At 48.4% G+C, this 13,871-nt stretch carries 10 protein-coding genes; 8 read left to right on the forward strand and 2 right to left on the reverse strand.

Annotation, left to right across the window (positions count from 1 at the left end):
- Window positions 1-46: 46 nt before the first annotated feature.
- The 8 genes from IPN95_07235 (at window position 47) to IPN95_07270 (ending at window position 9,445) form a co-directional block, all read left to right on the forward strand.
- Window positions 47-1,642, forward strand: coding sequence for a DUF4271 domain-containing protein (locus IPN95_07235; protein ID MBK9449196.1), 1,596 nt, complete (start codon window positions 47-49; stop codon window positions 1,640-1,642).
- A gap of 13 nt (window positions 1,643-1,655) precedes the next feature.
- On the forward strand, window positions 1,656-2,570 hold the full coding sequence (gene hemC / locus IPN95_07240) for a hydroxymethylbilane synthase (protein MBK9449197.1): 915 nt from the start codon (window positions 1,656-1,658) through the stop codon (window positions 2,568-2,570).
- Window positions 2,554-3,303, forward strand: coding sequence for a uroporphyrinogen-III synthase (locus tag IPN95_07245; protein ID MBK9449198.1), 750 nt, complete (start codon window positions 2,554-2,556; stop codon window positions 3,301-3,303). Before hemC ends, IPN95_07245 begins: the two co-directional genes overlap by 17 nt.
- Window positions 3,304-3,578: 275 nt before the next feature.
- Window positions 3,579-4,580, forward strand: a complete 1,002-nt coding sequence (locus tag IPN95_07250) for a type IX secretion system membrane protein PorP/SprF (GenBank protein MBK9449199.1) — start codon at window positions 3,579-3,581, stop codon at window positions 4,578-4,580.
- A gap of 203 nt (window positions 4,581-4,783) precedes the next feature.
- Window positions 4,784-5,821 (forward strand): SUMF1/EgtB/PvdO family nonheme iron enzyme, encoded by a 1,038-nt coding sequence (locus IPN95_07255; GenBank protein MBK9449200.1) that lies wholly within the window; start codon window positions 4,784-4,786, stop codon window positions 5,819-5,821.
- Between the two features lie 155 nt (window positions 5,822-5,976).
- Window positions 5,977-6,804: a gliding motility protein GldL gene (gene gldL / locus IPN95_07260; GenBank protein ID MBK9449201.1), complete on the forward strand. Its 828-nt coding sequence runs from the start codon at window positions 5,977-5,979 to the stop codon at window positions 6,802-6,804.
- A 95-nt stretch (window positions 6,805-6,899) separates the two neighbouring features.
- A complete protein-coding gene (locus IPN95_07265) occupies window positions 6,900-8,534 on the forward strand; it encodes a hypothetical protein (protein MBK9449202.1) in 1,635 nt (544 codons plus the stop codon).
- 14 nt (window positions 8,535-8,548) lie between these two features.
- Window positions 8,549-9,445 (forward strand): hypothetical protein, encoded by an 897-nt coding sequence (locus tag IPN95_07270; protein ID MBK9449203.1) that lies wholly within the window; start codon window positions 8,549-8,551, stop codon window positions 9,443-9,445.
- A gap of 247 nt (window positions 9,446-9,692) precedes the next feature.
- On the opposite strand, the gene IPN95_07275 is transcribed toward IPN95_07270, so the two are convergent.
- Window positions 9,693-11,513, reverse strand: coding sequence for an excinuclease ABC subunit C (locus IPN95_07275; GenBank protein MBK9449204.1), 1,821 nt, complete (start codon window positions 11,511-11,513; stop codon window positions 9,693-9,695).
- On the reverse strand, window positions 11,503-13,797 hold the full coding sequence (locus IPN95_07280) for a transglycosylase domain-containing protein (protein ID MBK9449205.1): 2,295 nt from the start codon (window positions 13,795-13,797) through the stop codon (window positions 11,503-11,505). Before IPN95_07280 ends, IPN95_07275 begins: the two co-directional genes overlap by 11 nt.
- Between the last annotated feature and the right edge of the window lie 74 nt (window positions 13,798-13,871).

The raw sequence follows: 13,871 nt of genomic DNA on the forward strand, positions 1-13,871 counted from the left end.
CATTTCAACTGAAAAGAATTATCTTCGCGGCGGTATTTCCCCTCAAATGGCAGTATACAACACGCATGTAAGCAAGTTTAGGATCATTGGGCTCGTAGGCTTGATGTTTGCATGCTTGTTCCTTGCCAACGGCCGCACAAAAGCCGCGGACACACCTTACTATCCGAGCCCACTCACGAGTGGTCTTGGTGTTGTTTTGGATTTGCAAGGAATCTGGTTTGATGAGAACAACTACCGCCATGTCGTTCCTTTCAATCTTTTTGATCGGAAGGAAATGCAGATCAAGTGCAATTTTGACCTCAAGGATTTTGACAAGCTACAAGATACGCTCTATCTCTATTTTGAAGCGGTCGCTTGGACAAGTGAGATTTTTTTGAACGAAAGGTTGCTCGCAGTCACGGAAGACCCTTTTGAGGAGCATTTGTTTGCCCTCGAAAAGCAGTGGCTCAAACCACTCAACAATGAATTGACCATTCATTTATCTACCGGTGGACTTTCATTCCCATGGTATCCCGAGCGTTTTGTCGGAATTTTCAGGCAGGTTCTGTTGCTTCAAGCCGACAGCTTGCCCGTGCCGATTCGATTTCCGGAAACTGTTGTCACTTCAAAAAAGGCTGCATTGATCGCAGCATGGTCACCTGAGCATCAGTATTTGAACGACACGGTCATTATCGAGAAGCTAGCAACCGGATTGTTTGCCTATCCTTTTGCAGATCCCATTACATTTCCCTTTCGCCCGAGCAACCGTTCGTTGTCGATCCTTGCAAGCCTGGGAATCAAGGTGCTTTCCAATCCGCAAGCAGCAGACAGCCTTGCGATTTACAATTCCTACCCTTACGCCAGCCAAGCCGACCACAAAAGCCTGAAATTTTGGCGAGATCCCAAGTTGCGTCCGACCGGCAACTATGGCAATTTTCAATCTCAACATTCGATCAGCAGCCCAGATCTGAATCCGCCGGATCAGGTTTCCTTGCTTATTTTCCTGCTTGTACCTGTTTTGTGCATGATCAGCCTCAAGTTGATCGCCCCGCGTGCCTATGGCAGCCTTGGGGAATATGTCACGAAGACCAAGATTTATCTGGAGTTGATCGCCGACAACAAGTTCCTCAAAATCGAGCAGCGCTGGCTCATGAACCTCCTGCGCATGATTGTGACGTCGGTGACTGTTGCGTTGTTCCTTTATTATGTGGAGTTGTCTGAAACCTGGTCGATTTTGAACCTGTTTACCACACGTAGCATTGTTTATCGGACCTTGGCAGGAGCTGCGCAACCGCTTTGGCAACTTTTCTTGGAGGCATTTACGCTTGTTGTGCTTCTCAACATGCTCAAATATTTCCTTTTCAATTCGATCGGAACCGTTTTCAGGGTATTCAATTTGAGTGCGTCCATTCAGAACTTGGATGTTTTTGCGGCATTTCCTTTGAATTTGATTCCCTATTTGCCTGCGAGCTTCATCTTTTTCCTTGATCCTGCGCCAGGTGCCATCGTTTTGCGGATTTGGGGGATTTTGTTTTTGCTCTATGGAGCAAGGCGCATTTTCCTGCTTTACAGCGGAATTGGGCGTCTTTATCAGATTTCGGGGAGTCTGAAAATTTTGTATATTTGCACCCTCGAAATTTTACCGTGGTTAATCCTTATATGAAGCTTTTTTGCCGATGAACCTCAAGATTGGTACCAGGGGCAGCAAGCTTGCCTTGTGGCAGGCGCATCACTTAAAGGATGTGCTTGAGGGCGGTGGGCTATCGGTGGAATTGGTTCTTTACACAACGAAAGGTGATCTGCAACAAGCGCAACCCCTCCACGAAATCGGGGACAAAGGTCTGTTTACACAGGCGCTTGACGATGCGATGTTGCGCGGTGAAATCGATGTTGCAGTACACAGTGCCAAGGATTTGCCGACGCAATTGCCTGAGGGAATCGTCCTCGCGGCTGTTGGAAATCGGGAAGATCCGCGTGATGTCTTGCTGAGTTCAAGTGAAGAATATGACTTGGACAATGTAGCACGCGGTATCACCGTTGGCACTTCGTCTTTGCGACGTAAAGCTTTGTTAATGCATTACCTCCCGCATGTCAAGGTTGTACCTATGCGCGGGAATGTAGATACGCGTGTTGCAAAGATGCTTGCCGGCGATTGCAATGGGATACTTTTGGCTTATGCGGGTGTCAAACGGATGGGATTGACACATCTGATTACGCGTAAGCTCAACGTGTCGACGTTTACGCCGGCAGTTGGTCAGGGGGCGATCGGCGTTACAATGCCTGCGGGTCATCCGGCGACGGATACTTTGCGAAGCTTGTTCAATCACGCCGATACCGAATTGGCCGTAAAGGCAGAACGTGCCTTCCTGCATACCTTGGAAGGCGGATGTCAGTCTGCGATATTTGCCCTCGGTACTGTCGTCGGGCAGACACTTAGCCTGATGGGCGGCATTGCCTCGACCGACGGAAGTCAGGTGCTGCGTGAGTCGGCCGATTGCAGCCTGTCAGAGGCAGAGGCAACCGGCAAGCGCCTCGCTGAATTGTTATTACAAAAAGGAGCTCGAACTATTCTCCATGGGAAAGAAAATTAAATCCATTCTCATCTCTCAGCCGTACCCAACCGATGAGAATTCTCCCTACTTGAAGTTGGCGGAGAAGTGGGGTCTCAAAATTGACTTTCGGAATTTTATCGAAATCAAAGGTGTGACCCTGAACGAGTTCCGAAAACAAAATATCAATCCCCTTGATTTTACAGCGGTGATTTTCACCAGCAAATACTCGATCGATCATTACTTCCGCTTGCTGAAGGAATTGAAAATCGAGATGCCGGCTGAAATGAAGTACTTCTGCGTGAGCGATGCTACCGCAAAATACCTTCAGAAATACATTGTCATCCGTAAAAGAAAGCTATACGTAGGCGAGCGGACGAGCAATGACCTGATTGACATCGTCAAGAAGCACAACAAGGAGAAATTCCTTTTTCCATGTAGCTCCATTCATACAACTGCATTGACGGATTGGATGATTGAGCAAAAGTACCACTTGGTCGAGGCAGTCATTTACAACACGGTCAGCAGCGACCTATCCGACCTTCGGGATGTTTATTACGACATGCTTTGTTTTTATTCTCCTTCTGGAATCGAATCGTTGAATCAAAATTTTCCTGATTTCAAGCAGAATGAAACGGTGATCGCGGCCTTTGGCCCGACGACTGCCAAGGCAATTCGCGATGCTGGACTGCGTGTGGACATCGAGGCACCCTTGCCCAACATCCCTTCCATGACGGCCGCAATTGAGGCATATTTGAAGGAATTTAACAAGTAACACATATATAATATGTGTCTGCATGTTGCCTTGCCTTTTGCGGGTAGCATGGCACCTGAAAGCGGGTGGGGCCAGGAAGGAAAAGACACGGAACTCCAGCATGACCTCACACGAAAAAAAATTGCAAATACCTGAATTCACATGTGTTACCGATTTGAATTTGTAAGGCAAGAGTGCATTCTCCGAACGAGTGGTGAGCGGCTCCTGACTCAAAAAAATTTGTAACTTTGAATTATAATTCCCAATTTCAACGTCTGAATTTATTCAAAGCATACATGAGGAGCTTATTACTGGGGTTTTTGTTGGTGATTGTACTATCGCCTGCGGCATTTGCGCAGCAGGACCCACAGTACACGATGTTTATGTTCAATCGGTTCGTGCAAAATCCTGCCTATGCTGGTGCCTTACAGGCTACCAACATTACAGGTTTGGGCAGGGCGCAGTGGGTGGGAATCCCGCAGGCGCCTAACACGACGACTGGAAGCATCAACGGATATAGCAAGGCATTGCACGGCGGGCTTGGTGCCTACCTGATCGGTGACCGCTTGGGTCCATTGAGCACTGTCGGTATCAAGGGGGCCTATGCATTTCACCTTAAATTCGGTGAAGAGAAGGCATATTTGAACCTCGGTGTCGCTGGTGGCGTGTATCAGAAGGTGCTGAATGGTGATTGGATCTACAATCAAAGCGCTGGGATTGACCCTGTATTGCCGCTCTCCAAGACTCCACTCACAGTTCCTGACCTTGATGCAGGTGTTTATTTCCACGTTCCGCTCAAGACGGCATCGTCAAGTGCATATCCACAGGACAAGTTTTATATCGGAGGTGCAGTTTCCCACATCTTGGAGCCTTCCATGGAAAATTTGATGGCAGTGCCTGACCAAGTAAAGACCGTGCTTTCCCGCGGCATTTCTGCGCAGGCAGGTTTTGTTTTCGACTTGGGTCCTTCAACTTTCTTGGAGCCCAATGTCAACTTCAGAATGGCTGGCCCAACCACACAGTTTGATATTAACCTGAACCTCTACGTGAGCCCGATGGTGTTTGGTATCAGCCACCGCGGTTTTGTTGGAGCCAACAATGATTCATTTTCCGGTATCGTCGGCTTTAATGCTTCGACCTACATGTTTATCGGATATTCTTACGATTACACCACGTCTGGACTTGGTCGCTTCACGACCGGTTCACACGAAGTAATACTCTCTTATACGTTTCCTTCCAAGTTCAAGAATTTGCCACCAAGGCGCGGTACCCGTACCTTGTACATCAACAATATCTAAGACTTGTAGGGCCGTTTAGGGGCTTTGTTTAGACGCGATCGTTCATTCAGGAAAAGTTAAATTATCAAAGAATAGGCCAAGCTTCTGATTATTTGTTTGTGAGCTTGTTTTGATAGTACGAATTTCTTGTTTTGTTGGTCGTAGATCTGTAAGTTTGTTAATTATAGGCGCATTAGTTTGCAACATTCTTCAATTTGTCTGCTATGAAAAGGTTATTGTTTGTTCTTGTTGCAGTTTCTGTTTTTGCGAGTGGTTGCGGTCTTTTCGGAGGTAAGCAAACGGGCAAAAATGGCGAATTGACAGGCGTGATGGACCGTCCGGATTGGGACCAGCCCACTCCTTACGGCATGGTGTTGATTCCACCCGGTAGCTTCCACATGGGTCAAAATGATCAGGACGTGAACTACTCACAAGTAGCTCACAACCGTCAGATTACCATGAGTGCATTCTACATGGATGACACCGAAATCTCCAACAATGAATACCGTCAATTCATTGAAACTGCAATGGACACCCTTGCAGCTGACGTGGCCAAGCTCGTCTATCCTGACACTGGTGTCTGGATGCGCGACTTTGTGTTTGCGTACAATGAGCCGTTGACCGAAAACTATTATTGGCATCCTGCCTTTGATGAGTATCCGGTCGTCGGTGTGAACTGGTATGCTGCGTCGGAGTTCTGCCGCTGGAGGACAGCGCATTACAATGCCTATCGTGCATCGATTGAAATGCCTCCAATGCCACGCTTCCGCCTCCCAACCGAGGCTGAGTGGGAATATGCTTCACGTGGTGGTTTTGAGCACAAGCTCTACCCATGGGAAGGTCCATATATCCGTAACTCCAAAGGTTGCTTCTTGGCAAACTATAAGCCGGGCCGTGGTGATTATATCGCAGACAACTACGAGTACACCTGCCCAGTACGTAGCTACTGGCCAAATGACTACGGTCTCTGGTGCATGCCAGGCAACGTGGCCGAATGGTGCGAGGATGACTTCGAAGAGTCTGGCTACATCTATGCACACGATTTGAACCCTGTCTACCGTGACCCACGTTACAAGGCGGAAGAAAGAGTACCAGGCGGAGCTAATATCCGTAAGGTCATCCGCGGCGGTTCTTGGAAAGACATCGGTTATTTCCTCTCTTGCGGAACCCGTACCTATGAGTACTCCGACACCACGAAATCTTTTGTTGGCTTCCGTTCGGTGGTCACTCAGATTGGTCGCTCGGGTGCAGCTGCGTTCTAAATTCAGAACGCAAGCTGCGGTGCCTGGATGAGGATGTTCTCAATTCAACCACAAGAAAAGCATCTTTAGCTCAGTCAACCGCTGGGAGTGATATCCCTTTGAATTCACTGGAATTATTCTTGATAGTATTCACTTTTTAAGGAGAAGTAAACAAAATGGCTAAGAAAAAAGGTTTTCTGGAATCACGCGGATTCAAACTGTTCATGAAGTACGTCTACGGTCTTGGTGCAGCAGTTGTGATCGGTGGCGCACTTTTCAAAATCATGCACTGGCCCTTCGCGAACGAGATGCTGATCGCAGGTATGGGTACAGAGGTTGTGGTGTTTTTCGTGTCTGCGTTTGAACCATTGCACGCAGAACTTGACTGGGGTAAAGTGTACCCACAATTGAACGAAGACGATGAATTTGTGATGGACACGGCTGATGATAAATCAGGTATGTCTGCAGAAGAGGCCTTGGCAATTGCCGAAAGAGGTATGGGTGGCATTGAACTTTCGTCCGATTTGTTTGACTCACTTTCCGGTTCCTTGGAAGGTTTGAAAAGCAACGTCGACAAGTTGGCCAAGATTGAAGATGCAACTGTTGCAACCAACGAGTACACCGCTAGCGTGCGCAATGCTACCGGCAAAATGTCTCAGTTGAACGACGGCTATGCTTCGACTGTCGACGCCATGACCAGCCTGTCAAGCAGCGTGGGTGGTGCAGCTACCCAAGCACATGCTTATCATGAAGAAGTGCAGCGCGTGACCAAAAACTTGGCATCACTCAACGCCGTTTATGAAATGGAATTGCAAGACGCCCAACAGCACATTGCAACCATCAATAAATTCTACGAAAGCCTCGGTGGAGCAATGACCAACATGGTCGAAGCCTCCAAAGATGCCGAAGCTTACCGTAATGAGGTTTCTAGCCTCACCAAAAACCTCCGCGACTTGAACAGCATCTACGGCGGTATGCTGTCTGCAATGTCGAATCGCGGTTGATTTATTTCATTCTAATTATTTCTTAGCGGTTAAACTTTAGAAAGGAGTAAATCATGGCAGGTGGAAATCTATCCCCTCGGCAAAAGATGATCAATATGATGTATCTCGTACTCACGGCGCTTCTTGCGCTCAACGTGAGTGCTGAGATCCTCGATGCCTTCAAAAGCCTCAGAGATTCTTTGCACGAGTCCGCCGAAAGTTTCGGCGAAAAAAACAAGGATACCCAAGGTGGTATCAAAGCAAAAATCACGGAAGAGCTTGGTCAGGGAAACAAGAAAAATGAATACCTGATGGCCATCACTGATGCAATCGAAAAGGAAGCAACCGGATTGGTCGGTAAAATTGAGAAGCGCATCAAGGTTTTGGAAGAAATTTCAGGACTTGATCCGTTGACCGGCGAAATGACCAACATCAAGGAGCTCGAAGCCAACTACCGTTTCTGGATGGGTGGCAATGATGCTGCAAATGGTGGTCGTGGTGAAGGTGAAGCCAAGAAACTGAAGGAAGAGCTGAACGGTTTTGTTGCTTGGGCAAATAAGTTTGTCAAAGAAAATAGACTCGTTGGAACGACGGATTCCACAGGCAAGGCCAAAGAGGTTGAAGATATGTTCAAACCAATGTGCCACGAACCAAAGGAGCAGGTTTGGGAGTATCACACCTTTTATGGTAAGCCAGTCGTTGCTGACTTGGCAATGATGGAAAAATTCAAGTTGGACGTTCAAGAAATTCACTCTGACCTTCTCGGCTTGGTAAAAGCTAAATTGGGTTCGGTGACTTTCAAAATCGACTCCTTGATCGCCGTGGATGCGCCAACTTCACGTGTTGTTGCAGCAGGCATGAAGTTTGAGACGAAGCTCTTCGTAGCGATGTCTTCTAGCGAGATCAAGCCCGAATTCCTTGGCTCAGGTGTAACAACTGACAAAGGTGGTAACTCTGCAACGATGACGTTTACGGCTCCAGGTGGTTTCGCAAAAGGCCAAACGGAAAAGGAAGCGACGTATCATGCACAGATCAAAGTGCCTAAAGCTAATGGAGACGTTGCTGTCCTCAAAGTCGAAGGTAAGTACACGATCAGGAAGCCTGAAGTTGTTATTACCTCTGCATCGGTTCAAAACCTGTATGCAAACTGCGGTAATACGATCAATGTTGATTGTCCTGCATTGGGTGAGTTTTACTCGCCTAAGTTCACAGCAACAGAAGCCCAAGTGCTTCCTAGCGGAACTGACAAGCGTGTGATCACGATCGTGCCTACTGGCAAAACTTGTATCTTGGGCGTGTCTTCTTTGACCAATGGTCAAAACATCAAAATTGATGACATCAAGTACAAAGTCATCAAGCCACCACGCCCTGAAATCGTGTTGGAAGTGCTGGGCAAGGAGTACAATGGTGCAACACCCATTCCTGCAAAGGCAGATTGCAAAGTCAAAATCCGTCCTGACAATGACTTCCGCAATGCACTTCCTAAAGACGCTCGTTACGTGATCGATGTTGTGGATCTGTTGTCTGCTCGCAGCTTGGGCGCTCCTGCAAAGGTTGCCAGCTTCAGCGGTAATGGCAAAGATGCTGTTGCAGGTGTTTCTGTTCCGCTTGGTAGCTCCCTCAGGGGTGATCCTCCAGGAACGAAAATCTTCTTCAAGATCGGTGCTGTTTACCGTATGAACTTCCAGAACAAGAAGGTCGAAGAACAATTCGGGGATAGGGATCTTTATATTGGCGCAATTATCAAATAATTAATTCATCTGTCATGAAAAGATTAGCTTTTCTTTCTTTCCTGCTGCTCCTGAGCGGTGTCATGACGGAGGTGGCTGCTCAGATTCCGGGCGCCCGCATACCTCCGCGTGTCGATGACCACTTTTGGAGAAGGAAAGTCGTGAACCGACTGGATCTCACCGAAAAGATCAACGAGCCTCTCACCTATGCTGAAAGCCCCGGCTTGTACGGAAACCCAGCTTACGGTGAAACCCAAGGTATCATTACCGCGCTGATCAACGGTCTGAAGTCTGGCAAGTACCTTGCCTATCATCCAGATTCCTTGAACAAGTCGTTGACCTACGAAGATGTTGTGAAGATTGCACAACAGATCGAAGGCGATGGCGGTGGCGACGGCGAAAGCTTTGACGAAGAAGAAGGTGGCTTCGATGATTTCGAAGGCGGCGATGACTTCGGTGGAGACGAATTCGGCGGCGACGAGTTTGGTGATGACATGGGCGACGGTGGTACCGAAGGTGACTCCGATCCTGCTGCTGGCGCTGCTGGCGGTGCAGTCGAGGGTGACTTTTCCTATGCCGCATTCGAGTCTGTCCTTGAGTTCATTGAAGACCGTATTTTTGACAAGAATCGTTCGGACATGGTGTATGACATCCAGTTCTTGCGCCTTGTTTGGGTCGATCCAGGTGAAACTTTGCCTGACAAGAACTTCGTCTGCTTCCGGTATGCAGACATCCTTGAAACTTTGGAAGACACTCAGTGGAAGAACAAGTTCAATGATGCCGAGTATCGCAACATGCGCGAAATCTTTGAATTGCGCCTTTTCAGCAGCTACATTATCAACGTTTCCGGTCGTGGTGTCAGGACTTTGGAAGAATCCGATTTCCGCCGCAACCAACTCGTAGAGTTTGAGCATCACCTGTGGTGCTACTAAGATCTACTCTTCTTACTAAGAGAATATTGGGGAGCTTCGGCTCCCCTTTTTCGTGCTGTTTTTTTTTGAATAGTTGCTTGATCATGTTTGCTGGTATTGGTCTACTGGGATGAAATCTGCTTACTAAGAGAATATTGGGGAGCTTCCGCTCCCTTTTTTCGTGCGATGGTTTGGTGAATGGGTTCTTGCTTAGGTTGTTACAAACGGTGGAGTTGTCCACTAAAGAGTTTAAATCCCAATTCGGAACCTAGATCGCAGCGTCGTCGATGGCTTGTTTGATCAGGGCTGCGCGGGATTGTCCGACAACTTCTGCCAGTTGTTCCAAAGTGGCTTCCTTGACCTTTTTGACAGAGCGAAAATGACTCAAAAGCTTGGTTGCTGTTCCTTTTCCGATCCCTGATAGATCCGTGAGATGGGTTACGAAGGTTCCCTTGCTCCGTAAGTCCCTGTGAAAGGTTATCCCGAACCGGTGGGCTTCGTTTCTAAGCTGTTGAATTAGTTTCAAGGAGGTACTCCGCTTGTCCAGATGGAGTGGAAAAGGATCGTTGAGAACGTAGATCTCCTCTAGTTTCTTGGCAATGCCGATAATAGGTATTTTGGTAATCAGGCCTAGTGCCTCCAAAGACTTTGCGGCGCTGCTGAGCTGTCCTTTGCCGCCGTCGACAATGATCAGATCCGGAAAGGGGAGATTTTCATCGATGCAACGTTTGTATCTGCGGAGGACGATCTCCTCCATGGACGCGAAGTCATTTGGCCCCTCCACCGTTTTGATTTTAAAGTGACGGTAGTCTTTTTTCGAGGCTTTTCCATCCTTGAATACCACCATGGAGGCAACCGGGTATTGCCCTTGGAAGTTGGAGTTGTCAAAGCATTCGATATGTTTTGGAAGGTTGACCAAATGGAGATCCTTTTGAAGCTGTTCAAGGATCGGTTCGTTTGGATTCTTCTTCCGTAGACTTTGTTTCCAAACCTTTTCTTCCAACAAAACCCTGCAATTTTTCATGGAAAGGTCCACGAGCATTTTACGGTCTCCGCGTGTAGGGACCTTGATATGGCCTGCCCATTCGATTTCCTCTTCCGGATCAAAGTTCACGTTGGTGAGCAACTCTTTTCCAAGTCCTTCCTCCAAACGAAGCCGTTCGAAAACGGAGGCAAGCAACTCTTCGTCGGTTTCATCGTTGCGAATACGCACCTCCCAACTATGCGTGGCCACGATTGCTCCGCGTGCCACGCGAAAGTGATTCAGAACGGCCAAGTCATTGAGGCGATCTACCGTCAGGACGTCGATGGCATCGATTTCCTCGGAAACGACGGTGTTGCGCAGTTTGAACGCCCGGATCTTTTCAATCATCACCCGCACTTTTTCTGCCTTCTCAAAAGCATATTCGGCGGCATAGGCATACATCTCCTGCTCCAACTGCTCCAGCAATTCGCGCATGTGGCCACGGAGAATCTTGCGAATGGAAATGATGTTGGCGTTGTATTCTTCTTCGGAAATCTGCGCTTCGCAGGGCCCGAGGCAATTGCCGATCTGATACTCCAGGCAAAGTTTGAATTTTCCAGCCTTGACATTCGATTCGCTCAATAGGTAGTTGCAAGTCCTGAACTTGTAGTTTTGACGAATCAAGTCAATAAAGGAGTGCATCACCTTGACCGAGGTAAACGGGCCAAAGTATTCCGCATTTGGATCTGTGCGGTCTCTTGTGGAAAATACTCTCGGAAACCGTTCTTTTGGGATGCAGATATACGGATAGGTTTTTCCGTCTTTGAGATTGATGTTGTACTTGGGCTGATGCTCCTTGATGAAGTTGTTCTCAAGGGTCAGCGCCTCAGTCTCGCTATGTACAATTGTATATTGAATGTCGGCGATCTGCGTGACCATCGATCCAATGCGGTAGCTATGGGAGCGACCGGAATTGAAGTAGCTACGTACCCGTTTGGCGAGACTTTTGGCTTTGCCGATGTAAAGCAGGTTCCCAGACTTGCTATAATATCGGTACACGCCGGGCGCGTCAGGGACGAGGCGAAGTTGTTCCCTGACTTTCTCCGAATGGGCCTCAGAACTCATTGTCGACATTCATGATCGACTTGTTCCCGTTGGACGAACTGTCCATGGAGAAATTTTTGCGTTGTTTGTCGTATTTGGAGCAGTCAAGTTCGATATCAAAATTGCTTGGCACGGGGAAACGGTCCTTTGGTAAGCCAATCGTGCTGTCACCGTAAACCTTCTGCATGAACAGGCCAAAAATCGGCAATGCCAGACTCGCTCCTTGACCGTATTCCAACGAACGGAAACGCATCCGTCTATCTGCACAGCCGACCCAAGTACCGCCCACGAGATATGGCGTAACCCCCATAAACCAGCCATCACTTTGATTTTGCGTGGTTCCGGTCTTTCCGCCGATTTCATTGTTCAAATGGTACCTTCCACGAAGTCTTCCGCCCGTCCCGCCAGGTTCCGTGACGACGCCCTTGAGCATGTCGATCATCATATAGGCGGTATTCTCGGAGATGGCTTCACGCCCTTGCGGTGAAAATGTAGCAAGTACGTTTCCGTTCCTGTCTTCAATCCGGGTCACAAACATGGGCTCGTTGTAAATCCCCTTGTTGGCGAATGTGCAATAAGCTCCCGTGAGTTCGTGAACGCTGAGGTCCGTTGTACCCAATGCCAAGGACGGTACACAATCCAATGGCGAGGTAATCCCCATCTTTTTCGCCCATTCGCAGACGACTTGAGGACCGATCCGCTTCATTACGCGAGCAGTGATCAAGTTGGTCGAGGTTGCCAAACCGCGGCGGAGGGTCGTGAAACCGCTGATTTTACCATCGGCATTTTTGGGTGCCCAAATCATCTTGCCGATTTCGTTGTAGAAGAATACCGGCTGATTCAGCTCCAAGTCACAAGGAGTGCTGCCGTTGTCAAAGGCCGCACAGTAAACAAATGGCTTAAAGGTAGAACCGACCTGTCGTTTGCCTTTGTACACGTGGTCGTATTTGAAGAATCGGTGGTTGATTCCTCCCACCCAAGCTTTGATATTGCCATTGGTCGGATCCACGGCCATAAATCCGGACTCGAGGAAGCGTGCGTAGTATTTGAGTGAATCCCAAGGGCTAACCAAGGTATCTTCGATCTTTCTGTCCCAGCTGAACATATCCATTTTCACGGGGGTATGGAACTCCTCCATGATCTCTTCCATGTTCAATCCGGCTGCTTTTGCCGAATGGTAACGGTCACTCAGCTTCAGGATATCAATGATGAACGTCGAATCCTTTACCCAAGGTTCCTTGCCGGTAATATGCTTGTCAAAAATCTTTTGCAGCCAGGAAAGATGCTCCGTGGTGGATTCTTCGGCATAGCGCTGCATGCGTGAGTCGATCGTTGTATAGACCTTGAGCCCGTCGCGGTAGGGGTCATGCCCGGTCGCTTCACACCAAGACTTCAGCCATTCGCGGAGGTGCTCGGTAAAATACGGTGCGAGGCCCAAATCCCGGTAATCACTTTTGTCCTTGACCGTAATGGGAATGCCTTTGAGACTGTCAAGATCCACGCGGTCAATGTAACCTTGCTCCGCCATCATTTCCAGAATGGTATTGCGACGGTTGAGCGATGCTTCCGGATGGCGGCGTGGATTATACGAATCAGGAGCCTTCAGCAAGCCGATCAACATGGCAGATTCCTCTACGGTCAGTTGGCTTGCATCCTTCCCAAAAAACTCTTCAGCGCCATTCTCAATGCCGTAGGTGTTGCCGACAAAAGAGACCGTATTGAGGTATGCAGCGAGAATTTCGTCCTTGGTAAATTCACGTTCAAGGACCACGGAAACTACCATCTCCTTGAGTTTGCGCCATAGGCTGCGTTCTCGCCCGATCAATTCGTAGAGGTTTCTCGCCAATTGCATGGTTACGGTACTGCCACCTCTCGGTTTTTTGCCTGCCAAAACCTCTTTGGCGATGGCAAAAAAGGATTGGGGATCGATCCCGCTATGGCTTTGAAAGCGAAGGTCTTCGGTTGCAATCAAGGCATGTACAACGTGCGGAGAAATATCGGCGAGTTTGACGCTTACCCTGTGTTTTTCGTCGTAGAGGTTGCGCAAAACGACACCATCGGCAGAGTAAATGCGCGTGCTAAGGTCAGAATGCGGATTTTCGATGATGTCCATCGGCGGCATGTCTGACAATGCAATCACGACCACGGTGATCACAGCGGCTGCGACAAAACCCACCGTCCCGAGAATCAGGTAGCGGAAGAAACGAAACCATTTCCGGCCAACTTTGGGTTTGGGTTGTTCAAATCGTGCATGTACCCGCTTGGGTTCAGCACCAGGATTCTCAGATATAAAGTTAGCTGCCAATGCGCGCGATGATTACTGCCTGCGAATTTAACAATTAATCACGAAGGAGGGTGAAACTAAACGAAGGAGAAAAT

The sequence above is a fragment of the Bacteroidota bacterium genome (genome assembly GCA_016718825.1).
Classification (GTDB): domain Bacteria; phylum Bacteroidota; class Bacteroidia; order J057; family JADKCL01; genus JADKCL01.